Source organism: Lelliottia nimipressuralis, from assembly GCF_004402045.1.
Taxonomy (GTDB): Bacteria; Pseudomonadota; Gammaproteobacteria; order Enterobacterales; family Enterobacteriaceae; genus Enterobacter; species Enterobacter chinensis.
The window spans coordinates 921,468-947,065 of record NZ_SOMG01000030.1 but is presented as its reverse complement, the minus strand read 5'-3'; the positions used below and the strand labels follow the sequence as shown (position 1 = coordinate 947,065).

Annotated in this window: 24 protein-coding genes; 8 read left to right on the top strand and 16 right to left on the bottom strand. The window is 52.9% G+C overall.

Annotated elements, in window-relative coordinates:
• Positions 1-21 precede the first annotated feature (21 nt).
• Entirely contained in the window at positions 22-612 is a 591-nt protein-coding gene (gene ribA, locus E3U32_RS22135; protein WP_134350538.1) for a GTP cyclohydrolase II, read from the bottom strand.
• Between the two features lie 197 nt (positions 613-809).
• Here ribA and pgpB point away from each other — a divergent pair, with 197 nt between their 5' ends.
• From pgpB to yciH, 5 genes are all read left to right on the top strand, one after another.
• Positions 810-1,577: a phosphatidylglycerophosphatase B gene (pgpB, locus tag E3U32_RS22130; RefSeq protein WP_134350537.1), complete on the top strand. Its 768-nt coding sequence runs from the start codon at positions 810-812 to the stop codon at positions 1,575-1,577.
• A gap of 148 nt (positions 1,578-1,725) precedes the next feature.
• Entirely contained in the window at positions 1,726-2,034 is a 309-nt protein-coding gene (locus E3U32_RS22125) for a LapA family protein (protein WP_023312067.1), read from the top strand.
• A 6-nt stretch (positions 2,035-2,040) separates the two neighbouring features.
• A complete protein-coding gene (lapB, locus tag E3U32_RS22120; protein WP_134350536.1) occupies positions 2,041-3,210 on the top strand; it encodes a lipopolysaccharide assembly protein LapB in 1,170 nt (389 codons plus the stop codon).
• Positions 3,211-3,394: 184 nt separating this feature from the next.
• Positions 3,395-4,135, top strand: a complete 741-nt coding sequence (gene pyrF / locus E3U32_RS22115; RefSeq protein WP_134350782.1) for an orotidine-5'-phosphate decarboxylase — start codon at positions 3,395-3,397, stop codon at positions 4,133-4,135.
• Entirely contained in the window at positions 4,135-4,461 is a 327-nt protein-coding gene (gene yciH, locus E3U32_RS22110; RefSeq protein ID WP_063145056.1) for a stress response translation initiation inhibitor YciH, read from the top strand. Before pyrF ends, yciH begins: the two co-directional genes overlap by 1 nt.
• Before the next feature lie 105 nt (positions 4,462-4,566).
• Here the strand turns inward: yciH and osmB are convergent, their stop codons facing one another.
• The 3 genes from osmB to E3U32_RS22095 all read right to left on the bottom strand — a co-directional run bounded on the left by osmB (position 4,567) and on the right by E3U32_RS22095 (position 6,027).
• Positions 4,567-4,785 (bottom strand): osmotically-inducible lipoprotein OsmB, encoded by a 219-nt coding sequence (gene osmB / locus E3U32_RS22105; protein WP_008501216.1) that lies wholly within the window; start codon positions 4,783-4,785, stop codon positions 4,567-4,569.
• Positions 4,786-5,048: 263 nt separating this feature from the next.
• Positions 5,049-5,801, bottom strand: coding sequence for a DNA-binding transcriptional regulator YciT (yciT, locus tag E3U32_RS22100; RefSeq protein WP_134350535.1), 753 nt, complete (start codon positions 5,799-5,801; stop codon positions 5,049-5,051).
• Between the two features lie 43 nt (positions 5,802-5,844).
• Entirely contained in the window at positions 5,845-6,027 is a 183-nt protein-coding gene (locus E3U32_RS22095; RefSeq protein WP_134350534.1) for a YciZ family protein, read from the bottom strand.
• Between the two features lie 194 nt (positions 6,028-6,221).
• Between E3U32_RS22095 and E3U32_RS22090 the strand changes: the two genes are divergently transcribed.
• Positions 6,222-7,091 (top strand): crotonase/enoyl-CoA hydratase family protein, encoded by an 870-nt coding sequence (locus E3U32_RS22090; protein WP_134350533.1) that lies wholly within the window; start codon positions 6,222-6,224, stop codon positions 7,089-7,091.
• Here the strand turns inward: E3U32_RS22090 and pdeR are convergent.
• From pdeR to crrC, 6 genes are all read right to left on the bottom strand, one after another.
• The gene (gene pdeR, locus E3U32_RS22085; protein WP_134350532.1) at positions 7,088-9,079 is read right to left on the bottom strand and encodes a cyclic di-GMP phosphodiesterase; all 1,992 of its coding nucleotides are present in this window, start codon (positions 9,077-9,079) and stop codon (positions 7,088-7,090) included. The genes E3U32_RS22090 and pdeR overlap by 4 nt on opposite strands.
• A 322-nt stretch (positions 9,080-9,401) precedes the next feature.
• Positions 9,402-11,336 (bottom strand): exoribonuclease II, encoded by a 1,935-nt coding sequence (locus E3U32_RS22080; protein ID WP_134350531.1) that lies wholly within the window; start codon positions 11,334-11,336, stop codon positions 9,402-9,404.
• Positions 11,337-11,424: 88 nt separating this feature from the next.
• Positions 11,425-12,411, bottom strand: a complete 987-nt coding sequence (locus E3U32_RS22075) for a CMD domain-containing protein (RefSeq protein ID WP_134350530.1) — start codon at positions 12,409-12,411, stop codon at positions 11,425-11,427.
• 156 nt (positions 12,412-12,567) lie between these two features.
• Positions 12,568-13,356 (bottom strand): enoyl-ACP reductase FabI, encoded by a 789-nt coding sequence (fabI, locus tag E3U32_RS22070; protein WP_134350529.1) that lies wholly within the window; start codon positions 13,354-13,356, stop codon positions 12,568-12,570.
• Positions 13,357-13,626: 270 nt separating this feature from the next.
• The gene (locus tag E3U32_RS22065; RefSeq protein WP_134350528.1) at positions 13,627-16,722 is read right to left on the bottom strand and encodes a multidrug efflux RND transporter permease subunit; all 3,096 of its coding nucleotides are present in this window, start codon (positions 16,720-16,722) and stop codon (positions 13,627-13,629) included.
• A 36-nt stretch (positions 16,723-16,758) separates the two neighbouring features.
• Entirely contained in the window at positions 16,759-17,145 is a 387-nt protein-coding gene (gene crrC, locus E3U32_RS22060; RefSeq protein WP_166790973.1) for a colistin resistant protein CrrC, read from the bottom strand.
• A 271-nt stretch (positions 17,146-17,416) separates the two neighbouring features.
• Here crrC and E3U32_RS22055 point away from each other — a divergent pair, with 271 nt between their 5' ends.
• Together E3U32_RS22055 and E3U32_RS22050 are read left to right on the top strand one after the other, a co-directional pair.
• Positions 17,417-18,121: a response regulator gene (locus E3U32_RS22055; RefSeq protein WP_134350526.1), complete on the top strand. Its 705-nt coding sequence runs from the start codon at positions 17,417-17,419 to the stop codon at positions 18,119-18,121.
• Entirely contained in the window at positions 18,118-19,182 is a 1,065-nt protein-coding gene (locus tag E3U32_RS22050) for an ATP-binding protein (RefSeq protein ID WP_134350525.1), read from the top strand. Before E3U32_RS22055 ends, E3U32_RS22050 begins: the two co-directional genes overlap by 4 nt.
• 14 nt (positions 19,183-19,196) lie before the next feature.
• On the opposite strand, the gene E3U32_RS22045 is transcribed toward E3U32_RS22050, so the two are convergent.
• The 6 genes from E3U32_RS22045 to sapA form a co-directional block, all read right to left on the bottom strand.
• The gene (locus tag E3U32_RS22045; protein WP_134350524.1) at positions 19,197-20,111 is read right to left on the bottom strand and encodes an ATP-grasp fold amidoligase family protein; all 915 of its coding nucleotides are present in this window, start codon (positions 20,109-20,111) and stop codon (positions 19,197-19,199) included.
• A gap of 158 nt (positions 20,112-20,269) precedes the next feature.
• Positions 20,270-21,076 (bottom strand): putrescine export ABC transporter ATP-binding protein SapF, encoded by an 807-nt coding sequence (gene sapF, locus E3U32_RS22040; RefSeq protein WP_047348277.1) that lies wholly within the window; start codon positions 21,074-21,076, stop codon positions 20,270-20,272.
• Position 21,077: 1 nt separating this feature from the next.
• The gene (sapD, locus tag E3U32_RS22035; protein ID WP_023335931.1) at positions 21,078-22,070 is read right to left on the bottom strand and encodes a putrescine export ABC transporter ATP-binding protein SapD; all 993 of its coding nucleotides are present in this window, start codon (positions 22,068-22,070) and stop codon (positions 21,078-21,080) included.
• Positions 22,070-22,960 (bottom strand): putrescine export ABC transporter permease SapC, encoded by an 891-nt coding sequence (gene sapC, locus E3U32_RS22030; protein ID WP_134350523.1) that lies wholly within the window; start codon positions 22,958-22,960, stop codon positions 22,070-22,072. The genes sapD and sapC overlap by 1 nt, the downstream gene beginning before the upstream one ends.
• Positions 22,947-23,912, bottom strand: coding sequence for a putrescine export ABC transporter permease SapB (sapB, locus tag E3U32_RS22025; protein WP_023335929.1), 966 nt, complete (start codon positions 23,910-23,912; stop codon positions 22,947-22,949). Before sapB ends, sapC begins: the two co-directional genes overlap by 14 nt.
• Positions 23,909-25,549: an ABC transporter substrate-binding protein SapA gene (gene sapA / locus E3U32_RS22020; RefSeq protein ID WP_134350522.1), complete on the bottom strand. Its 1,641-nt coding sequence runs from the start codon at positions 25,547-25,549 to the stop codon at positions 23,909-23,911. The genes sapB and sapA overlap by 4 nt, the downstream gene beginning before the upstream one ends.
• Positions 25,550-25,598: the final 49 nt, after the last annotated feature.

Genomic DNA, 25,598 nt, shown 5'->3' with positions numbered 1-25,598 from the left:
CTCATGCCGGGCTTTTTACGTTTACTCGTTCAGGAGATGGCCCATTTTGGCAGCTTTGGTATCTAAATAGTGGGCGTTTTTCGGGTTACGGCCGACAATCAGCGGGACACGCTCAACGATATTGATCCCGGCTTCGGTCAGGATCTCCACTTTTTTTGGGTTATTGGTCAGCAGGCGAACTTCATCCACGCCAAGCAGCTTGAACATATCGGCACACAGGGTGAAGTCCCGTTCGTCAGCGGCAAAGCCGAGTTGATGGTTCGCTTCGACCGTATCGTAGCCCTGGTCCTGAAGCGCGTAAGCGCGGATTTTATTCAACAGACCAATGTTTCGGCCTTCCTGACGGTGATAAAGCAGCACGCCGCGACCTTCTTCAGCAATATGAGAAAGGGCCGCTTCCAGCTGGAAACCGCAATCACAGCGCAGGCTGAACAACGCATCGCCGGTAAGACACTCTGAATGTACGCGGGACAGCACCGGCGTCTGCCCTGAAATGTTGCCATACACCAGGGCGACATGATCCTGTCCGGTTGCCAGTTCTTCAAATCCGACCATCAGGAAATCGCCCCATGGGGTTGGCAGTTTGGCTTCTGCCACACGTTTAAGCTGCATGTGATTCTCCAGAGTAGGCTGACACGTTCCGTGTCTTTGCCCTGTTTTGCTTTCTGTATCAGTTCATTTTGCCACAAGCTCAGCACGTTCGCCTAATGGGCACCATGCTATATAAACGTTAAACGCACGATCCGACATATCCACCCGGTGAGTAAATTTCAGTTATGATTGTGGCGCTTAGCAAAAAAGGAGAAGACATGCTTTCAATTGCCAGACGTACGGCAGCAGGTGCAGCCATTTTACTGATTATGCCTCTGGCCGTATGGGTCTCAGGCTGGATGTGGCAGCCCGGGCAGAACGCCACGTGGCTGAAAACATTATACTGGATAACGGAAACGGTTACCCAGCCGTGGGGGATCATAACCCACGTACTCCTCTGCGCCTGGTTCCTGTGGTGCCTGCGCTTTCGTCTGCGCGCGGCGCTGATGCTTTTTGCGATCCTCGGTGCTGCCATTGTTATTGGTCAGGGTGTAAAGTCCTGGGTTAAAGATCGCGTTCAGGAGCCACGTCCTTTTGTCGTCTGGCTGGAAAAAACGCATCATGTTCCGGTGGATGAGTTCTACAATTTAAAGCGTAAAGATCGCGGTGCGCTGGTGAAAGAACAGCTTTCGGAACAGCAGGATATCCCGAAATTTTTACGTAAGCACTGGCAAAAAGAGACGGGGTTCGCGTTCCCTTCCGGTCATACCATGTTTGCGGCCAGCTGGGCGTTACTGGGGGTTGGGCTGCTTTGGCCAAGACGTCGGACGGTCACTATCGCGATTTTACTGGTCTGGGCTACGGGGGTAATGGGCAGTCGCTTATTACTGGGAATGCACTGGCCTCGGGATCTCGTCGTCGCTACGCTGATCTCATGGCTGCTGGTCACGCTGGCGACCTGGCTTGCTGAACGATTCTGCGGTCCGCTAACGCCACCGCCAGAAGAGAAAGAAGAAATAGCCGAAAGGGAGCAAAGCGACGTCTGACGGTTGATATTGCATATTTTGCCCATAAATCCATGGCTGGCGCGTTACTTTTTCCGTTTCGCGCCCGTCACTAAAATGGTAGTTTATAAGACTGATTGCGGTGAGTTGAACACACTTTATTCGCTTGAACCACATAACGGGAAGTAATGTGAAATATTTACTCATTTTCTTACTGGTATTGGCGATTTTTGTCATTTCAGTCACATTGGGTGCACAGAACGATCAACAGGTGACGTTTAACTATCTGCTGGCCCAGGGCGAGTATCGCGTGTCGAGCCTGCTTGCGGTCTTATTTGCTGCTGGCTTTGCCATTGGCTGGCTGGTTTGCGGTCTGTTCTGGTTGAAAGTCCGTGTTTCTCTTGCGCGCGCTGAACGTAAAATCAAACGACTTGAAAATAACATTGCGCCTGCGTCCGACATTCCGGAGAGCTCTGGTGTGCCGGTCGTGAAGGAATAATCGACTATGCTGGAGTTGTTGTTTCTGCTTTTGCCTGTCGCCGCAGCCTATGGCTGGTATATGGGCCGCAGAAGTGCGCAACAAACAAAACAGGATGAGGCCAATCGTCTCTCCCGCGACTACGTTGCGGGTGTGAACTTCCTCCTGAGTAATCAGCAGGACAAAGCGGTAGATCTGTTCCTCGACATGCTGAAAGAGGATACAGGGACCGTTGAAGCGCATCTCACCCTGGGCAACCTGTTCCGCTCGCGCGGTGAGGTCGATCGCGCCATCCGTATCCATCAGACCCTGATGGAAAGCGCTTCGCTGACCTACGATCAGCGTCTCCTTGCGGTGCAGCAACTGGGGCGCGATTACATGGCCGCGGGACTGTACGATCGCGCTGAAGATATGTTCTCGCAACTCGTGGATGAAACGGATTTCCGTATAGGCGCGTTGCAGCAATTGCTGCAGATTTATCAGGCCACCAGCGACTGGCAGAAAGCCATTGATACGGCTGAACGACTGGTGAAGCTGGGTAAAGATAAGCAGCGCGTTGAAATAGCCCATTTCTACTGTGAGCTTGCCCTTCAGCAGATGGGCAATGACGACATGGACAAAGCCATGGCGTTGCTGAAGAAAGGCGCCGCCGCGGATCGCAACAGCGCGCGTATCTCCATCATGATGGGGCGTGTCTTTATGGCGAATGGTGATTATGCCAAAGCCGTTGAAAGCCTGCTGCGGGTTATCGACCAGGACAAAGAGCTGGTCAGTGAAACGCTGGAAATGCTGCAAACCTGCTACCAGCAGCTGGGCAAGCAGGAAGAGTGGGTGGCATTCCTGCGTCGTTGTGTGGAAGAGAATTCCGGTGCGACCGCTGAACTGATGCTCTCAGACGTGGTTGAGCAGTATGAGGGGAGCGACACCGCGCAGGTTTATATTACCCGGCAACTGCAACGCCATCCGACCATGCGGGTATTCCATAAGCTGATGGATTACCATCTGAACGACGCTGAAGAAGGGCGCGCCAAAGAGAGCCTGATGGTGCTGCGCGACATGGTTGGCGAGCAGGTGCGCAGTAAACCGCGCTATCGCTGCCAGAAGTGTGGTTTTACCGCTTATACGCTGTACTGGCATTGCCCTTCATGCCGGGCATGGTCCACCATTAAGCCAATTCGCGGCCTCGACGGGCAGTAATTTTTTAAAACACCTCATTTTAGTTACAACATACTTGTCCTTTCAAACACCTTCTGGCGCCGTGCGGTTTGCCTGTCTGGCAGGAGAGCAAATGGATTCTGTCAATTTACGGCGGCGGCAGGTAGAATGCTCGCCGTTTATCTGTTCCGCGCCGCTGCGCGCCCATAGACGAAAAGGGCTGGTCATGACGTCTGTTACATCCTCCACTTCCCGCATAGTTACGGATTCTCCTGTTGTTGTTGCGCTTGATTACAATAAGCGTGACGCTGCACTGGCGTTTGTCGACGGTATCGACCCTCGCGATTGCCGTCTGAAAGTTGGCAAAGAGATGTTCACGCTGTTTGGACCGCAAATCGTTCGCGATCTGCAACAGCGCGGCTTTGACGTTTTCCTCGACCTCAAATTCCATGATATCCCGAATACCACGGCGCATGCTGTTGCAGCCGCCGCAGAGCTGGGCGTATGGATGGTCAACGTCCATGCGTCGGGTGGGGCGAGAATGATGACGGCTGCCCGTGAAGCGCTCCTGCCGTTTGGCAAAGATGCGCCACTGCTGATTGCGGTCACCGTGTTGACCAGTATGGATGAAAACGATTTACGTGACCTCGGCGTGACGTTGTCACCTGCAGAGCATGCCGAGCGTCTCGCGCGTCTGACGCAGCATTGCGGTCTTGATGGCGTCGTCTGCTCCGCGCAGGAAGCGGTACGTTTCAAATCAGTGCTGGGTCAGGATTTTAAACTGGTCACCCCGGGGATCCGTCCTGCAGGCAGTGAAGTCGGCGATCAGCGCCGTATTATGACGCCTGAGCAGGCGCTAGCTGCTGGCGTTGACTACATGGTCATTGGGCGTCCGGTGACGCAGTCTGCCAACCCGGCAGAGACGCTTAAGGCTATCAACGCGTCGCTGAAAAAGGGGGCATCATAATGACCGATTCCAACAGTCGCCTGGTCTACTCAACCGATAGCGGGCGTATAGACGAACCGAAGGCGAAAGTAGAGCGTCCGAAGGGAGACGGCATCGTTCGGATCCAGCGTCAGACCAGTGGTCGAAAAGGGAAAGGGGTTTGCCTTATCTCCGGAATTGACCTGGATGATGCGGAGCTGACAAAGCTGGCGGCCGAGTTGAAAAAGAAATGTGGCTGCGGCGGTGCTGTGAAAGACGGCATTATCGAAATCCAGGGTGATAAACGCGATTTAATAAAATCTCTGCTGGAAGCCAAAGGCATGAAAGTCAAACTGGCGGGCGGCTAAAATAAATGAGCCACGGCAAATGCCGTGGCTCGTGTTATATACGTGCGTATGTCAGACCTGAAATGCGTTCAAATATTTCAATACCGCGGAAGGCTTATAGAATAATTATTTGCCAACCTGGTGACCGATAATACCACCGACAGCAGCGCCACCTAATGTACCCAGCGTACTACCATCCGTTAATACTGCACCACCGAGAGCACCGGCACCGGCACCAATCGCGGTGTTACGGTCACGTTTAGACCAGTTAGAGCATGCGCTCAGGGACATTGCTACAGTGATTGCCAGAACAGCGGCGGCTAATTTTTTGCTGGTTAAGGTCATAATACTTTCTCCTGAATTATCGATTCACGGAAAGATGTACACGTTAAGTATAGACGAATCGAATACTTAATTCTGTTCTCCGTGAAAGCTGGTCGCGCAGGCGTTACGTAATCACGCAGGTGATAGTCACTTCCTGTTATATCGCTAACATTAATTTTACGACTTTAGGGCGGGTTAAACAGGTAAAAACTCTTAAATAAGTACCAGGAATCATCTCAGAGAAAGAAGGGCGTGTGCGCCCGAAATTCGGGCGCGGAGAGGGCTCAGGCGGTCGTTTTAATAATATTGACGATGAGACCGTCATCTTCCAGTTTATTACGGTGCTCTTCGCTTAAACGTTCGTCGGTAATAACGCGGTTAAAGCGAGAGACGGGCCCCATCGTGTAAGGATGAACAGCGCCGAATTTAGAGCTATCGGTGAGCACAATGGCTTCACACTCTTTTTCCAGTACGGCATTCACGACGTCAGATCGCATCATATCCCGGCCGGTGAACCCCGTCTCAGGCTGCCAGCCGTCAATCCCGATAAAGGCCTTACTGAAATGAACCTGCTGTACATACTGGCGGGTCAGCGGGCCTACCATGCTTTCACTTTTTTTCTGGTAAATACCGCCCAGAAGAATGACCTCGCAGCGCGTCTCTTTGAGCAAATGCGCAATATAGCTACTGACAGTGATGATGGTAATGTCTTTTTGATCGGCAAGCGTCCGCGCCAGAAGGGCATTACTGCTGCCGTTTTCAATAAAGACCGTCTCGCCATTGTTCACTAAAGAGGCGGCAAATTCCGCCAGTTCACGTTTGAGCGCGTAGTTATTCATCATACGCGTCTCAACGTCATCGCTGTCCAGCGGGACAGCATATCCGTGTGCGCGACGCAGGTAGCTCTGTTTTTCCAGCAGATTAAGATCCTGACGGATTGTGACTTCAGACACGCCGGTCGTTTTAGCAAGCTCGACTACGCTTACGCGTCCCTGGTCGATGACCATCTGCAAAATGAGTTGTTGTCGGGAATTCATAGCATCCATTTAATAAAGCGAAACGAGGTCGGAGACGGTGGGGTTAAACTTCCCACGGCGCTTTTGGTTGTCTGTTTTCGGGTGCCATATCAGTGCCATTCTGAGCAAGAAGTTCAGACTTCAGGATCTCGAGATTACGGATAGCAGAGTGATAATCGCCCGCCACCAGGATATCCAGCACGGTATCAATACGTTGTGCTACAGCTTGTGCATCAATAGTCGACATATTCTCACCCCCAGGCGTGAAAAGTTAATATTTTCAATGATGCAGAAATTAGGATCAAAAGAGAAGGGAAAAAATGCAATTACTAAATTACATAAACGGAAGTGATAAATTTATTCCCCCTCATATAGCGGGCTTATTGAGTGGATTAGTCTAAAACTGCGCGCAACGCGCTTTTTTATAAGAGGAAATAGACTATGACCGTTATCAATCAGCCAACCTGCACACTGTTTACCGATACTGAACGGTTCACACAGCTGTCAGGGTACTATGAGGCGGAGCGACGCACAGTCTGGATGATGCTGCGGGCTCAGCCACGTCCTTGCTTCAACCATGCGTTAATCGAGGAGATCATGAACTTTTCATGGCTGGTTCGCCAGTCTGGTTATGCGGTTGATTTTTGGGTTACCGGATCGCTGGTTCCTGAGATGTACAACGTGGGCGGGGATTTACAGTTCTTCGTCGAGTGCATTCAGAACGGACGTCGGGAAGCGCTGCGGGCGTACGCGCGCGCTTGCGTTGATTGCGTCCACGCGGCATCCCGGGGGTTTGATACGGGGGCCATCTCTCTGGCAATGGTCGAAGGCAGTGCGTTAGGTGGCGGGTTTGAGGCCGCGCTGGCGCACCATTTCGTTCTGGGTCAGCGCGATGCGCGTTTAGGTTTCCCGGAGATAGCCTTCAATCTTTTCCCGGGCATGGGAGGATATTCTCTGGTGGCACGCCGCTCAGGCATGAAACTGGCGGAGGAACTCATCTACAAGGGAGAATCCCATACGGCTGAATGGTACGAACAGCACGGGCTGGTGGATGTCCTGTTTGAGCCCGGACAAAGCTATGTCTCCACCAGGACCTTCATCGATACGCTGCAGCCAAAACTGAATGGCGTAAGGGCGATGCTGCGCGCCCGTACGCGCGTACTGCAATTGCCTCGCAGTGAACTGATGGACATCACGGAAGACTGGGTTGATGCTGCTTTCTGCCTGGAGCCGAAAGATATCGCTTACATGGAGCGTCTGGTGATGCTGCAAAACCGCCATCACGCGGCGGGTTTGCGTAAAGCCAGTTAACGCTGTTTACGCGCTTGATATCGTTTTAGCCATCGCTCGAATGCGGCAGCGGGCATCGGCTTAGCAAACAGAAAACCCTGCCGTTCGTTGACGCCATTCTTGGTCAGAAAGGCGTCTTCTTTTGCATTTTCGACCCCTTCGGCAATCACCTGCAGGTTCAACGCCTGCGCCACCGCGACGATGGCGCGCACCAGAGACTGGGAGATTGACTGCTTATGAATATCCCTGACAAAGGATTGATCGAGTTTAATGGCGTCGATTGGGAAACGGGCCAGCTGGGATAGGGAAGAGTAGCCGGTACCAAAATCGTCCAGATGAATTTGCGCCCCGAGTCGGCTGAACTGCTGGATCACGGAGAGCGCCAGCTCTTCGTTCTCAATAAGACAGCTTTCGGTTAATTCAACGTCGACGGGGCAGTATTCAAAATCGAGATCCTTTAGCGCCTGCTTTAACTCACTGAAAATAGTCTGGTCGGCCAGCTGTCGCGCAGAGACGTTCACCGCCACGCGCAGGTTTATCCCCTTGTCTCGCCATTTCGCCACCTGGCGAACCACATCGAGCATTACCCAGCGGCCCAGCGGCACAATCAGACCTGACTCCTCTGCATACGAGATAAATTCCAGCGGCGGAATCAAACCGCGTTCCGGTGATTGCCAGCGGACCAGCGCTTCAAGGCTTCTGATTTCCCCGCGCCAGGTTATTTTAGGCTGGTAGTGGATCAGGAGCTGATCGTTATCCAACGCTTTACGCAGGTTGGTATCCAGCCAGAGATATTCAAACACACGCTGGTTCATCTCGGGTGAGAAGACGCAGAACTTGCCGCGACCGTTCTCTTTGGCGGTGTACATGGCGGTATCGGCGTTACGAATGACGCTTTCCCGGTCATTACCGTGCTGCGGAGCGAGGGCAATACCCAGAGAGCAACCGGTGTAAATCTCAATCAGACCGATTCTGAACGGCTGGCGAAGACGGGTTAAAATGCGCGATGCCATCGCTTCCAGAGAACCCTGAGAGGTATTCGTGGCCATGACGATGAACTCATCACCGCCCAGTCGCGCCAGCACCTGGCCCTCATCCAGACAGCTCAAAATGGCGAGAGCTACGGCCTGTAACAGCTGATCGCCAAACATATGCCCGTAGGCGTCGTTGACCTTTTTAAAGTTATCCAGATCGAGATACACCACGCCAACCTGCGTATCGCCGCGGTTGTCGATGGCATCAGAAATCAGTTCATGAATGGCATTGCGGTTTGGCAGGCCGGTGATGGTATCGGTATTGGCCAGTACGCGTAGTCGCTCCTGAGCGCGGCGTTCCTCGGTAATATCGGTTCCGGAACAAATAAGGAAAATTTCATTTTTACCGCTGCCGCTGTGAACGAATTTGTTTCTGAACAGAAATAAACGTTGCCCTTTCCGCGTTTTGATCCAGCGTTCGACTTCGTAGGAGCTGCCATTGCGGAAGAAGCCGGTAATATTACGCTTTGAGGCTGCCGCTTCGCTGCGGCTCATAAACAGCTTAAACACGTTCTGGCCAATCACTTCCTGTTCTTTCAGACCGGTGTACTCTTCGCTCAGCCGGTTAAAACGCTGAATATTGCCGTTATGATCGAGAATAACAATGACGGAGTTGGCCTCTGAGACAACCTGTTCCGCAAAAGAGAGACCCTGAGCCAGATCGCGTGCCACGGAGGGCGTATCGTTCCAGGCGGAAGCGGTGCCGGCCCATTCGCTGCGGGTGATTTTTCGTCCCACAAGATGGACCGGGACATCTTCCCCGTACAAGGAGAGCGACATGGAAATACTGGACGTAATTACGGTTAACTGACGGATGAGATCGGCCTGTTCATCGTCCAGCGCCACCACCTGCGTCACATCGGCATTCTCGCTGGTGGCAAGATGCAGAGCGTTGCTGTCAGCTGACAGGCGCCACCAGGGGCTGTGAGTCCCCATGTAACGAAACAGCAAATTCTGCTCCAGATCGTCCATCACGTTTTCTCCCGCCGCTGTTCATTAGCGCACAAATTATTCATTTGCAGTCGACTTTTCCGTTTTGAAGCAGCGGCAAAACCGAAGTGAACTTATTGTTTTTCCCTGTTTTCTTATAATAAAACGAGTCAGGTCAAAAAGGATACTGAGCGTATAAAAATTCACGTAACCGAATATAACAACACTCTTTTAATGTAGATAATTATGGCGATTTTGGGCGGAGGTAAACGGAAAATAGTAAGAAAAAATAATGGTTTTGTGGTGGGGGTAAAAAGAAAAATTGTCGGCCCTCCGGAAAGGAAATGGCCGACAATTTAACAGGTTATCAGGCGACAGGGCGCGCGATAATACTGCGGGTTTCCATGCGGACTTCGGCGATATTTACGTCAATCACGTCTGTGACTTTGTAAACTGTTTCACCTTTAATTTGCACAGTGCCGTTTTCCTGACTACAGACCATTTCGTCACGGACGGCATGCAGGAACGGAGCAGGGATAAAGGCGACAGCACCGTTATCGACCAGACGGACGCGCATCCCCCCGCGGCTGATATCAATGATCTCGGCAGCGAAACGGATATCCGTACCGGTTTTATCCTGCAGGAAACGCGCGTACAGCCAATCTCCAACGTCACGCTCCGCCATGCGGTTCAGGCGGCGACGTTCGGCCATCTGCAGCGTGGTATCGTCCTGAGGACGCGCGATTGTTTCGCCTTTGATAATGGCTTTCAGCAGACGGTGGTTAACCATATCGCCATACTTACGGATTGGTGACGTCCAGGTGGCGTAAGCTTCCAGGCCGAGACCAAAGTGCGGGCCAGGCTCTGTGCTGATTTCAGCAAAGGACTGGAAGCGACGGATGCGGCTGTCCAGGAAACCGGACGGCTGCGCGTCCAGTTCACGACGAAGCTTGCAGAAGCCCGGCAGCGTCAGCACTTCTTCCGGATCAACGTGCACATCGTGATTCTTCAGCAGGGCCGCCAGCGCTTCGGTATTCGCCGGATCAAACCCGGTATGGACGTTGTAAATACCGAAGCCCAGTTTGTCGCGCAGCACGCGTGCGGCACAAATATTGGCGGAAATCATCGCTTCTTCCACGATGCGGTTCGCAATGCGTCGCGGTTCGGCCACAATATCAAGCACTTCACCTTTCTCGCCCAGAACAAAGCGGTAATCCGGACGATCTTTGAACACCAGAGCGTGATTTTTACGCCACTCGCCGCGGTTCAGACAGATGCGATGCAGCAGACGGATCTGCGCGGCAATAGCCTCTGATTCAGGTTTCCAGCTACCGGTATTTTCAAGCCAGTCGGACACGTTATCGTAGGCCAGCTTGGCTTTCGATTCGATGGTGGCGGCAAAGAACTCGATATCGTCTTCAATCGCACCATCCGCGGTGATAGTCATGCGGCAGGCAAGCACCGGGCGCACTTCATTGGGGCGCAGTGAGCAGAGATCGTCTGACAATTCGCGCGGCAGCATCGGAATGTTGAAGCCTGGCAGGTAGTTTGTGAAGGCGCGGATTTTCGCCGCGTCATCCAGCTTGCTCCCTTCGGCAATCCAGGCTGTCGGATCGGCAATAGCAACCGTCAAATGCAGTTTGCCATCATCGCTCTCTTCAGCGTAGAGCGCGTCATCCATATCTTCTGTGCTGGCGCTGTCGATGGTGACAAACTCCAGGGCAGTGAGATCGCGACGCGTCAAACCTTCGTCCTGCATCTCAGTCGCTACGCCATTCGGTGCTTCTTTTTCAAGATTGTGGCGCGCCAGCGTGACCCACCATGGCACGAAATGGTCGGCGCCAAAGGTAATGAACTGGGTCAATTCAGCATAAAAACCGCGATCGCCTTTCAGAGGATGACGGCGCATTTCTGCTACGGCCCAGTCACCTTCTTTAAAATCATGCTCAACACCACGGGCGGCGCGGCAGGGAATGGCATCTTTCAGCAGGGGATGATCCGGCACGATAGACAGACGATCGTCTTTTCTCTGCACCTTACCCACAAAACGGGTCAGGAACGGTTCGATCAGTTCTTCCGGCTCGGCGGACTCTCGTTCCTTTTCAGTATGAATGACGGCCATGACGCGATCGCCATGCATCACTTTCTTCATCTGCGGTGGCGGAATGAAGTAGCTTTTCTGCGCGTCAACTTCAAGGAAGCCAAAGCCCTTTTCCGTGGCTTTTACGACCCCTTCTGCACGCGGCGTCTGGGAATGCAGTTGCTGTTTAAGCTGCGCTAGCAGCGGGTTGTCCTGAAACATAATGTTCTATTTTCGTAGCCATTGAGCGGCTGACAGTTTTACGCGATTCTCACTGTCTCAGCAAGCGGTCTTTGGGTAATTAGTATGGTTATTCCTCTTTACCAAACGCGACTTTCAGACGCGTAAGCCAGCCATCAAACGCACTTTGGGTAAGCAGTGCGATGGCATGTTCGGCAGAGAGTCCTTGATCCGTGAGCGGGGTAAACTGTGCGGCACTGAAGCGGTCCGGAGAGCGTGTCAGCAGTTCGACCGCTGCCGAAAGTGCGGGAGATGTCAGAGAAATCTCTTCGCGACTGTTGATCAGGATTTCTCCCGTCAGGTCGAGCAGTGACGGTTCATGGCAAAGAACCGGCGTCAGGATCTCAAGCGCGGATTCTGCCTGCCAGCGGGACAGCGACTCAAGCTGATGTGCACTCGCATAACGCAGCTCGACGACAGGCAAAAGCGGCACCCACGCCTTGTGGCTCGGGGGCAGGGTGTGGGGCTGAATATGATGGCCCGGCAACCAGCGAACGGGCTGTCCTAACAGCGCCTGAAAAACCGCGACCACGCGCGCCTGAAAACCAATAAAGCCGATGATCTGGTTAATTACCACAATGTCGTACGTTGACAGGCCAACCTCATCGAGTTGGTTCTGCGCTTTATCATCAATGACATCAGGGGAGCTGGCGAGCTGGCGGGCATACTGCGTGATTTGTGCCAGGCGTCGGTTGCTTTCGCGCGAGGAGTCCGGGCCGGGTAGCGGGGCGAGGAGGGCGGCGTAATGGTTACAAAGCCGCTGAACGCCACAGGCCTGGGCGACCGTCAATGCGGTACTGAGCCTATCGTAGGCGCTGAGCGTATGCAGACGATTCACGGGAATCGAGAGTGGAAACAGCTGATGGCATAAGGCTCTTGCAGGGGCAAGCCAGCCAGAACAGGCGGCGACAATCTCATCAGGCAAGGCTAAATCGAGCAAAAAACGATCGTCGACGTTAGCGGCTTCGGGCACCAGGGGCAGAACATCCGTCTGCGCGTGGTTTGACTGGGTTTCGTGGTACCAGTGGCCTTTGCCGGAAAAACGGCGTTGTTCCATGTGCGTTCCTTGATCTCAAAATGGCGATCAATATCCTGGCGTAAGGCAGATAAAGGGAAAAATATTGTTAGGTGATAACAAATAGCAGAACGGAATAACGAAGGGGTGGTGCGGGGGGGGGGGAACTCTCTTCCCGTGCGGGAAGAGAGTCAAAGCTTATTTAATTTCCAGCTCGTTCATTGCAGCGATGTTGAAGCCGCCGTCAACGTGAACCACTTCGCCGGAGATACCTGCGGAAAGGTCAGAGCACAGGAATGCCGCAGAGTTACCCACATCTTCAATGGTAACAGTACGACGAATCGGGGTAACTGCTTCGCAGTGTGCCAGCATTTTACGGAAATCTTTGATGCCGGACGCTGCCAGGGTGCGGATAGGGCCAGCAGAGATGGCGTTAACGCGCACGCCTTCAGGACCCATCGCGTTAGCCATGTAGCGTACGTTTGCTTCCAGAGACGCTTTAGCCAGACCCATTACGTTGTAGTTAGGGATAGCACGTTCTGCGCCCAGGTAAGACAGCGTCAGCAGGGCTGCGCCCGGGTTCAGCATCGCGCGGCAAGATTTAGCCATCGCAACGAAGCTGTAGGAGCTGATGTCATGAGCGATTTTGAAGCCATCACGGGTAACCGCGTTCACGTAGTCGCCGTCCAGCTGGTCGCCAGGAGCGAAGCCGATGGAGTGAACGAAACCGTCGAATTTAGACCATGATTTTGCCAGTTCAGCAAACATGCCATCGATGCTTTCGTCTTGTGCAACGTCACATTCCAGAACAATGCTGGAACCCAGCTGTGCGGCAAACTCTTCAACACGGCCTTTCAGCTTGTCGTTCTGGTAGGTGAACGCCAGCTCAGCGCCTTCGCGATGCATTGCCTGTGCGATGCCGTATGCGATGGACAGTTTGCTGGCAACGCCAGTCACCAGAATGCGCTTACCGGAAAGAAAACCCATAGCTTTAATCCTTATATTCATTGCTTATTTTGCCTTGTAATTCATAGCGTTACAGGCAGTATTTCAAAATCATTCGAAATTAGCTCGAAATTATAGCCCACTCACAGCCCCTTGTGTCACGATTTTTCTCGCTCTTCTCCGAAGACGCATGCCCCATGGTATGAGGCGCGGACGCGCGGGAGCGCAAAATTTCAGCATCCGTCCAGTATATCACCCGGCAGCAGCTTCACCTCATCCAACCAGCGAGGAAGCGTGATCCATCAAGGGTATTCACGCTTTTCTGATTCTGTCGATGAAGCGCGCGATGACGATAAAGAAAACCGGTACGAAGAAAATGGCGAGAAGCGTACCGCTAATCATGCCGCCAAATACTCCGGTGCCAATAGCATGCTGAGTACTGTCGCTTGCACCACTGGCCAGCATCAAAGGAACCACCCCCAGGGTAAAGGCTAACGAGGTCATCAGAATAGGGCGCAGGCGCTGGCTGGCGGCGTGTATCGTTGCTGCCAGGACCGTTTGCCCTTCGCGATGGAGCTGTCTTGCAAACTCAACAATCAGGATGGCGTTCTTGGCCGACAGGCCGATAAGCGTAATCAGGCCGACCTTGAAGAAAACGTCATTCGTCATGCCGGCAACCCATACGGCTGTCACCGCGCCGATAAGTCCCAGCGGAACGACCAGCATGACCGCAAAAGGAATAGACCAACTTTCATAGAGAGCCGCGAGCACCATAAACACGACCAGTATCGACAGGACGATAAGGCCCGGAAGCTGAGATTCCGATTTTCTTTCCTGCAATGAACTCCCGGCCCACTCGCCCGCCATGCCCTGGGGTAAAGCTCTCGATAAACTCTCCATCACCTTCATTGCGGTGCCGCTGGATTCACCAGATGCCGCACTTCCGGTAATGCGAAGAGCAGGGTACCCCTGATAACGCGTCAATTGCTGGGGGGCAACGTTCCAGGAGAGTGTGGCAAACGTTGATACTGGCACCATCTGCCCTGGCCGGTTTTTCACTGATAATTTCAGTAGCTGCTCAGGCTGCATTCGGTAGGGCGCATCGGCCTGAATAATCACCTGCTGAACGCGACCGTTATTCGAATAATCGTTGACGTAATTCGAACCCATCGTGACGGAGAGCGTCTGGTTGATTTCATCAAATGAGACGCCCATCGCTTCAGCTTTTTCTCTGTCAACCTGGAGCGCAAGGCTTGTTCCTTCCGGCAGACCGTCTATATACACGTCACTCAGTTCAGGGCGCTGATTAGCTTTCAGGACCAGCGCGTCGGCAGCACACTTTAATGCCTCGTAGCCCAGACCTGCTCTGTCTTGCACGTACCAGGTGAACCCCGAGGAGGTGCCCATATCCGAAATGGCTGGCGGGAGCAGGCTCATCGTGACGGCATCAGAAACGTTCGCCATGCTCTCCTGTATATGGTCGGCTTCATCTTGCGCTGTCGAACCCTGCCGATTTTTCCAGTCCTTCAGCGTGGTGAAGGCCATGGCCGAATTTGGTCCTGAACCTGAAAATCCAAACCCCAGGATCATAATGTTGCTTTCAATATCCTGTCGGGTCGCAATTTCCTCTTCAAATTTTTTAACCACTTTCAGGGTACGCTGCGTTGTGGCATCAGAAGGTAGCTGTATTGAGGACATAAAATAGCCTTGATCTTCATCCGGCAGAAAGGACGTCGGTAAAGACGACAATCCAAAAAACAGCGCAGCGCAAAGCGCAACGTACAGGAGCAACATACGCCCGGTGCGTTTCAAAACGGCACCCAGTCCAGCCTCGTAACAGGCGGTGAGCGAACGAAAGCGCGCGTTAAACCATGGCGCGAACCTTCCACTTCCGCTCTTATCTGACTTATGCGGCTTGAGTAAGGTTGCGCACAGGGCCGGGGTCAGCGTCAGGGCAAGAAACGCCGATAGCAGTATGGAGACCGCCATTGAAATACAAAATTGTCGATAGATAATCCCGACGGATCCTTCAGCAAAACCCATGGGTATAAAGACGGCGGTAAGCACCAGCGTGATCCCTATAATCGCCGGCGTGATTTCCTGCATGGCTTGCCGCGTGGCATCCCGTGGAGAGAGGTTTTTTTGCTCCATCAGTCGTTCGACGTTTTCTACGACCACAATGGCATCATCAACGATAATGCCTATCGCCAGTACCATGCCGAACATCGTCAGAATATTGATGGAGTATCCGCTCAGTAACATCACCGTGAAGGTGCCAAGAAGCGCGACGGGCGCAACAATCGCCGGGATAAGCGTACAGCGTATCTTATGCAGAAACAGCAGCATAACAAGGAAGACCAGGACCATCGCTTCCACAAATGTCTGTACGACTTTCATGATAGAAAGTTTCACAAACGGGGCCGTATCGAAGGGGACCGTAAATGTCATTCCTTCGGGTAACACCTGCGAAAGCGCGTCGATGCGTGCCCGTACTCCAGAAGCGGTGCTCATCGCATTCGCCCCAGGCGACAGCTGTATCGCGGCAGCCGTTGCAGGAACCCCATTTTCGCGTATACCAAAGGCGTAACTTTGCAGGCCAGATTCAACGCGTGCAATGTCGGATAATTTCAGTCGGGCGCCGGACGCGTCAGATTTAAGGGTGATATTCCTGAAAGCCTCTACTGAGGAGAATTGTCCCTCCACGGTGATGGGATACGTCACCCCTTGTCCTTCCGTCGTCGGTTCATCTCCCGTTCTGCCGGGCGAAACAAGGGCGTTTTGCTGGCTGACAGCGGTAAGAACATCGCTCACCGAAAGCCCATAAGCGTGGAGCTTCATTGGATCCAGCCAGATGCGCAGCGCTTTTTCGCCACCAAACAGCTGAACTTTTCCTACGCCAGGTACGCGGCGAAGCTCATCACTGACGTTTCGGGCGAAATAATCGCTTAAATCGGCTTCCTCAAATTTACCTGTCGTGGACTTCAGCCCGACCATCATTAAAAAACCTGAATTAGCGGCCTCGACGTTAATGCCGTTTTGTCTTACCGCCTGAGGTAAACGCGGCTCCACAATCTTAATCTGATTCTGAAGATCCATCTGGGCCAGCTTGATGTCCGTGCCTGGCTTAAACGTGACGGTAATCGATGCTGAGCCGGTTGTGTCACTGGATGATTCGAAATAGAGCAAATTATCTACCCCGGATATTTCACGCTCAATCAACGACACCACTGACGTATTCATGACATCGGGGCTGGCGCCCGGGTAGCTGACGGAAATAATGATCCCAGGCGGAGCCACCGCCGGATACTGGGCTACCGGTAAACGCGGAATAGAGAGTACGCCCGTCAGGACGATAAAAAGCGCCACTACCCAGGCGAAAACGGGGCGTTCAATAAAAAAATGAGGCATTAAATTAATGTCCAGATACGTAAGTAGTGCGATGGCTTAAATCATCCTCATGATGAGGTACAGCGGTGAACCGCCAAAAAAGATGATCAAATAGCATTCGTAGTAAAAGACCAGATCGTCGATATCGGGCGTCGCGTTTAACAGCACAGTGAACGTAATGATGAGATAAACGAAAATCACCATCAGCCAGAAGGCAATGACAAGTAACTCTGTGAGCGCACCGGCTTTATGTTGTATTACCAGAGTGACAACCGACAACACGATGCAGCCGTAGATAATGGGTGAAGAAGGCAGCGTCGAGGCGACTTGTTCATCCATTCGGTGTATTAGCACCAGCCAGGTATAAAGTAATCCCCACGACAGCAGCAGGAATAGCGAATATACGCCGATCTTTTTAGGGGAGAAATATTTAGAAAGTTCCATGTTCATTATTTCAGCAAAATTCATAAAGTCTTAATGCATTAGGGTTAATTGGCAACATTCAATGAAAAAAGGTTTATGCCTGAATAGCTATTTTGAACGGGTATTGTCGAGTCTTTATTGCCGGAATGTGTAGCCTGTGTGGAGAAATTGCCGGGCATTTAAATCAACCTCAAAATTTTCGCGACCGCGGCACTTTTTCCCGGAGGCTATGTCTTATTGTGCTAAAGACATCTAATAGCGTGCTAAAAGGGATTTCACCCGCGGAGATAAAATGAACAAAAATACGCTGATCCTTGTTGTTGAAGATGAAGACGAAATCGCCGATATACTGATGAGCTACCTGGAGCGTTCGGGAATGAAAACGCTCAGGGCCAGACAGGGCGAGCAAGCGATAACGCTTAATCGCCTCCATAAGCCGGATCTCATATTGCTGGATATTCATTTGCCCGTTTGTGATGGCTGGAGCGTACTCACCACGCTTCGCCATGAAAGTTCCGTGCCCGTTATTATGGTGTCCGCCCTCGACCAGGATGTCGATAAACTCATGGGACTCAGGCTTGGCGCGGATGATTACGTGATCAAGCCCTTTAACCCTTCCGAAGTGGTCGCACGGGTTGAAGCTGTGCTGCGCAGAACAAAACCCACAGTTCAGCAAACGGGTTCGATGCCTCTTCGTACGCCATTTATTACGGTCTATCCGGATGATTTTTACGTGGAGGTCACCGTGGGCGCAGAGGTTATCTCCCCGGTATTAACGACGACCGAATTTAAATTACTTACTTATCTGGTGAGATATCCGCGAAAGGTGTGTTCCCGCGAAGAGTTACTCAACGCGTGTCTGCCTGAAGGCGATACGCTCGACAGAACGGTCGACAGCCATATGAGCAAGCTGCGTAAAAAACTTGAGCTTGCCGGCCTTTATGGCGTTCCCGAGAGCATCAGAGGGATGGGCTACCGGCTTGGGGAAAAGAAATGAACAAAGAGCCTGTTCTGAGTCGCCAGATCTTAACGTACATGCTGTTGCTGACGTTTACGATAATTGCCATCGCCATACTGGGCTCCTGGTTTTTTTACTCTTTTATTCTGGATCACCTCCCCGGCGGCGCTGCTGCGGGAGATGAAGATCAGATGACGATGTGGGACTGGGTGTGGATCGGGACAGCGACAACCATCAGTCTGATCATTGCCGTATTTTTTACGGTAAAACTCTCTTCGCGAATTCTCACCCCGTTAAACGCGGTGGCATCCAGTCTGAAAAAGATTTCTCAGGGCGATCTGGACGCCCGGGCATTTTGTGCCAGTTCCCGGCTTGGGGAGATCAACCACCTTGTCACGGATTTCAATGAAATGGCGGAAAAACTCCAGACGCTGGATATCCAGCGGAAATCCTGGAATGCCGCGATTGCGCATGAACTGAGAACGCCGGTCACAATTTTACGCGGGCGGCTTCAGGGGCTGGTTGACGGCGTTTTTTCCCCGGATCCAGTACTCTTTAATAACCTTCTCAAGCAGACGGAAGGGTTAACCCGTCTGATTGAAGACCTTCGGGTTATCAGTTCGGACGGAGGAGCGGGATACACGTTATATCAATCCAGAACCGATCTAAAAGGGACGATACAGGACGCACTCGACACTTTTATGCCCGAGTTCAACCATAAAGAGTTCACCATTCATACAGAACTGAGGGAGCAGCGATGTGTGTTCGATCCGTTGCGTATCAATCAGTGTCTGACCGTCCTATTTGACAACGCATTACACTATTCAACCTCGCGCAAACTCATCGTCAAAAATGGGGTTTCAGATAAAGGAAATTATATCCTTATTCAGGACGGGGGACCGGGCATCCCCAGGGAGTTTCATGACTTCTTGTTTCATCCCTTCCAGCGCGATAATAGCGCCAGACGGGTGAACCCGGAGGGCTGTGGGTTAGGCTTATCGGTGGTAAAAGCCATCATGCTTGCTCATGGTGGCGATGTTACCTATACCTTATCGACGCAAAATCACTCGATTTTCAAACTCACCTGGCCAGATTCCTGAGTTTCAGCGGCTGGTCAAACGTGCCTGCCCGTAGACAGCGGTAAGTGCCATATTTTTCCTAACCTGGCATCCCATTCCTGTGGGGTAATGGTCAGTTTACCGCGTCTCGGGCTCAGGGTTATTTCACTGAAATAGATTTCATGCTTTTTTAGCATCAGATCAACGCGACAGTAGTCAATTCCAGCCGCCAGCTCCTGGGATGCCAGCAATGCCTGTCGGAACAATGCCGGCTCGCCTGGCTGTACCAACGTATTCGGATATTCCATCTGGAAAGGCTGTAAATTCCAGTGCCTGTCGTAAACGTTGATAAACCCGTTGCCATTATTGTCCGTAAAATCCGCTTCAACGTAGTGGGCAACACCATGAAAGCAGTGAATCCTCAGCATTTCCGGCGTGGTGTTTCTGTCGGCATCATCAAAGAGATCGATAAACGGTTCGCAAAGTATCATCGGGGTAATGTTTTTGTACTGCCATTCACGTGTGGTGTAGTACAAATTTTTCTTTAATGCGAGGCTCAGCTTTTTACACGCTTCTCTGTAATTAAATCGCGCTTTGTTTTTGCATACAATTGTGCTGCCGCTATCATGATTGCACTTAAGGACGAATTTATCCGGGAGTATTGTGAAATCAATTTGCGACGCCTTGCTGTAAACACCAATTAATGGCACCGTTTTTACTCGTTTTGTTCTTGATGTAACGTATTTCCGAACGGCGAGTTTATCGGCAAGCGTTGTGTAGAGGTCATTGCGATCGTATACCAGTCGATGACATATTTTTTCACTCAACGTCATGGGCGATTTAATGTCTGGCTCTTTTCCTGAGATTTTTTTGAGCCTGATCGTATGAAAAACCAGGTCCGTCATTAAAAAAGAGCGGCATTTTCTGATGAGATACTCGGTGTATTTTAGTACGTAAGTTGCGTTATTCATTTCTTCTCCTCCGTAATGTCCGGGTATTCTGGAGAAGAACTGTTGATTGATATTGATTAGAATATGGAGCAGGAATGGAGACGCAAATTTAAAGGATTAAATAGTCTCTACAGACTATTTAACCCTTATATTCGCAGAGTAATTTTTTACCGTCGCGCCTAGCGGTCTTTTCGCCACGCATCAGCCGTTAATGCTTCACCGAAATGACCGGCAATCAGTCGTTTTGTCAGCTCATGAAGCGGGGAGGCCATCACATCTGCCGTGCTGCCGCGCTCGACGACTTCCCCCTGGTGCATGACCATCACCTGATCGCTGATGTGCTTCATCATTCCCAGATGTTGGGTGACGTAGATATACGAGATCCCCTGTTTTTCCTGCAGCTCCAGCATCAGGTTAATCAACTGCGAACGCATCGACATATCCAGCGAGGCAAGCGCTTCATCCGCAATGATCACTTTTGGCCGCAAAATCAGTGCACGCGCCAGGCCCAATCGCTGTTTCTGGCCGGGGGCCAGCATATGCGGGTAGTAGCTTTCGTGATCCGGTAACAGCCCAACCATACGCAGGGTTTCAAATACGCGCTTACGGCGCGCCTCCGGCTCCAGGTCAGTGTTCAGACGCAGTGGAAAATCGAGGATTTGCGAAATGCGCTGGCGCGGATTAAGCGAGGTAGACGGATCCTGGAAGATCATGCGGATGCGCTGGCTGCGGAAAGAGTAATCCCCGAATGCCAAAGGGTGATCGTCAATCAATACTTCGCCGGCGGTGGGTTCAACCATGCCGGCGAGCATTTTCGCCAGGGTAGATTTCCCTGAACCGTTCTCCCCGATGATCGCCAGGGTCTGTTTTTCACGCAGGGTAAAGCTCAGGGGTTTTACCGCTTCGACGGTTTGCCGGTGAAACAGCCCCGTACGGTAGCGAAAGGTCTTACTCAGGTTGCGGACTTCCAGTAAGGTTTCGACCATTTCACTCTCTCTCCATGTTCAGCGGGAAATGACAGGCGTAAAGATGATTTTTGGCCCCGGTCAGGCGCGGCGTCTCGATACATTTACGCTGAGCATAAGGGCACCGCGGCCCCAGACGACAGCCTATCGGCAAGGATTCCAGCAGCGGAATAGCCCCTGGCAGAGTATTCAGGCGGCTCTTATGCGGCATGGCGCTGCCAAAATCCGGAATGGCGCGGATAAGCGCCTGCGTATATGGATGATGCGGCGCGTTGATCAGATCTTCACTCGGCGCGGTTTCGACCGTTTGCCCGCAGTACATCACGTCGATTTTATCCGCCCATTTGCTGAGCATCTGCAGGTCATGGCTGATCAGCAAAATGGTGGTGTTGTTATTCTGATTGAGACGCGACAGCAGGCGGAAAATTTGCGCCTGCGTGGTGGGCTCCATCGCGTTCGTGGGTTCATCCGCAATCAGCAAACGCGGCTGATTGGCCAGGGCGATGGCAATCATCACTTTCTGACACTCGCCGTCGGTCAGTTCATAAGGGAAGCTGCGCATCGCATCTTTGTGATCTTTGATCCCGACGCGGTGTAAAAGCTCAATAGCGCGACGCTTGCGCCAGCCAACGCGCTGCCACCAGCGGCCTTTATAGGTCCAGCCGGGAATGTTCTGCATCAGCTGTTTGCCCACGCGTTCGGACGGGTCGAGACAGGATTGCGGCTCCTGGAAAATCATCGAGACGTTATGCCCGACCAGCTTGCGCCGCTCGCGAGGGGAAAGGCGCAGCAGGTCGATATCATCAAACCGCATACGGTCAGCGGTCACGCGCCAGTTGTCTTTTGCCACGCCGCAGATGGCTTTGGCAATCAGGCTTTTTCCGGAGCCGGATTCCCCCACCAGCCCGCGAATTTCACCCTCCGCGAGGGTGATGCTGATGCGATCGACGGCTTTAACCCAGCCTTCACCGGTTTTGAATTCAATGGTGAGGTTACGAATATCAAGAAGCGGCATTATTGCACCCCCGCGTTAATTGCACGGCGTATACCGTCGCCCAGCAGGTTAATAAGCAACACGCTCACCATAATGGCAGCACCTGGCAGCATGACCGTCCACGGCGCAACGTAGATTAACTCCAGCGCGTCACCGAGCATCGCGCCCCATTCAGGCGACGGCAGCTGTGCGCCAAGATCCAGAAAGCCGAGCGCAGCGATGTCCAGAATCGCCATCGACAGGGCGCGGGTTATTTCGGTGACCAGCCCGGCGGCAATATTTGGCAGAACGGCAAACCACAGGATATTGAAGGTCGTCGCACCGTCCAGACGGGCCGCGACGACATACTCTTTTTCCAGCTCATCATGGACCATGCTGTAAACCGATCGCACGATGCGGGGCAGAATAGCGAGCCAGACGGCGAACATGGCATGCGACAGATGCGGGCCGGCAAAGGCAACGACAATGATCGCCAGCAGCAGAGACGGAATAGAGAGCAGCGTATCCAGAATGTGGTTAAGCACCGCCGAACGCAGGCCATGCGTGGAGCCCGCAAAAATACCCAGCGCCAGTCCACAGATCGTGGCCGCGAATGTCACCACAAATGCACCGCCTACCGTCGGGGCGGCGCCGCTCAGCAGGCGGCTTAGCACGTCGCGTCCGAGATCGTCCGTCCCCAGGAAGAAAGAGACTTCACCGTAGCGGGACCAGGAAGGCGGCAGCAGCTGATAGCCAAGGAACTGCTGGTCAATGCCATACGGCGCAAACCACGAGCCAAAAACGCAGAGCAACACCAGCCCGGCGCAGCCATAGAGGCCGATCATTGCCGTAGTGTCACCATAGAATTTACGCCACACGGTACGCAGCACACCGGGCGTGCGCTTTTCACTGTATACGCTATCGTAAGGCATACCATTCCTTATGCTTCAATGGGTTGGCCATGGCACCCAGAATATCGGATAACACGTTAACAATAATCACCAGCGAACCAATCACCATCACACCCGCAGAAATAGCCGCGTAGTCCTGCTGGCGGATGGCGTTGATCAACCACCGCCCCAGGCCAGGCCAGCTAAAGACCATCTCGGTGATCATGGCCAGCGTGAGCATGGTGGAAAACTGTAATCCCAGACGCGGAATTACCGGTGGTAGCGCGTTATGCAGGACGTTGCGGCGCAGTATGGTCAGACGCGATAACCCGCGCGTGGCGGCGGCTTTGACATAGTTCTGGTCAAACACCTCGATGGTGCTCAGGCGCATCAAACGGATCACTTCTGTCGTCGGGGCAACCGCCAGCGTCAGCACCGGCAATACCATATGGCGCAGGGCGCTGACGATCATCTCATGACGCCACACGGAATCGGACAGCCACGCGTCAATGATGGCAAAGCCCGTCACCGTTTTGACCGTATAGAGCAGGTCAAAACGACCGGAGACCGGCAGCCAGCCCATTGTCAGCGAGAAGAAAAGCGTCAGCAGCAGCGCCAGCCAGAAGACCGGGATGGAGAAGCCGAGCAGGGCGAGAGCACTGATAAACTTATCCTGCCATTTGTTACGATAAATCCCGGCCAGCATGCCCACGGGGATCCCGACCATCAGGGCAAAGCCGAAGGCCAGAATGCACAGCTCCATCGTGGCCGGGAAAACCTCTTTCAACTGTTCGGAAATAAGCTGCCCGTTAATGCTGGACACGCCAAAATCCCAGTGCAGCAGCCCGTTAAACCAGAAGAGCCAGGCATCCCACAGCGACGAGCCCTGGAGCGGGGCGTGCGGTGTGAAATAGCTCAGGCTGAAGCCGACAAAGTTCAGAAAAAAGAGCGTCACCAGCAGTAAAAGGAGCCGACGTAAGGTAAAAATAATCATGGTTTTTTCACCTCGTGTTCTTTTTCACGCGACACGCCGGCGAACGAAGCGTTGCCGAACGGGCTCAGCACCAGGCCTTTAATATCGTAGCGATAGGCCTGGAGACGCAGGGAAGATGCCAGCGGCAGCACTGGCAGTTCCTGGGCAAGGATCTTCTGCGCTTCATCATAGGCGTCGATGCGAGAGGCCAGCTGTTGAGAAGCGAGCGCTTTTTGCAGCACGGCGTCAAACTCCCGATTACACCAGTGGGCGTAGTTGGTCTGCGAGTTTATCGCCGCGCAGCTCAACAATGGTCGGAAGAAACTGTCCGGATCGTTACTGTCGGTGGCCCAGCCGGTCAGGGTTAAATCATGATTCATGTCCATCAGGCGCGCCTCCTGGAAACGGCCTTCTACCGGTACGATGATCACTTTGACGCCCACCTGAGCCATATCCGCCTGCAGCAGTTCGGCGGTTTTGAGCGGGCTCGGGTTCCACGCCTGGGAACTGGTTGGCACCCAAAGTTGCAGCGTAAGGTTTTCCGCTCCTAACGCTTTCAGCTGTTCACGCGCTTTTGCCGGATTGTATTCTGTAATTTTAGCCTCACCGTCATAGGCCCACGAGGCGCGCGGTAAAATTGAGGCGGCGGTTTCCGCCGTGCCGTAGTAGATGGACTGCATCAGGCGCTGGTTGTTAATCGCCAGCGCCAGGGCATGACGAACGGCAGGGTTATTCAACGGCGGCTTATCCGTATTAAAAGCCAGATAAGCGATGTTCATGCCGGGACGTAACGTCAGACGCAGACGCGGGTCGTCGCGCAAAATAGTGAGCTGGCTGGCTGCGGGCCAGGCGAGCACGTCACATTCCCCGGTGAGCAGTTTCGACAGACGTCCTGTCCCGCCAGAACCCAGATCGACCACCACCTGCGGCATGAGCGGGGTACCGCGCCAGAAATGTTCATGGCGCTGCAGGCGAATATATTGCCCGGCGCGGTATTCGGCCAGCTGGAACGGACCGGTGCCGACCGGCTGACGATCGAGCAATTCCTGACGATCTTTTTTCGTCAGCTTCGCCGCGTATTCGGCAGACATGACCGACGCATAGTGGGTCGCCAGGTGCCAGAGGAAGGAGGCATCCGGACGCGTCAGCGAAAATTCAACCGTCCGGTTATCCAGCTTACGCACGCTTTTAACCGTATCGGCAAACTGCAGGCTGTCGAAGTAGGGGAAGTTGCCGCCGTTAACGTTATGCCATGGGTGGTTGCGGTTAAAGATGCGCTGGAACGTAAAGACCACGTCATCTGCGTTCAGCTTGCGCGTGGGGGTAAACCACGGTGTACGCTGAAATGCGACGTCATCGCGCAGGTGAAAACGGTAGGTAGCGCCGTTATCCAGGACTTCCCAGCTTTCCGCAAGCTCAGGCACCAGACGGTAGGTGTAAGGGTCGACATCAAGCAGACGATCGTAAAGCTGTGCGGCAAGGGTATCCACAATCAGGCCGCTGCCCGCTTTCTGCGGGTTGAAGGTGTCCACCTGGCCGCTTACGCAATAGACGAAGCCGCTGTCACGAATGTCAGGCTGCGGCGTTTGCCCGGGCGCAGCGAACGCCAGGCTGCTAAACAGACCGAGTGCAAAAAAGGACGATAAAACCAGACGCATAATTTTTAAGGTATTTTATATGAAGTGGCTATCTTACTAATATTAAACG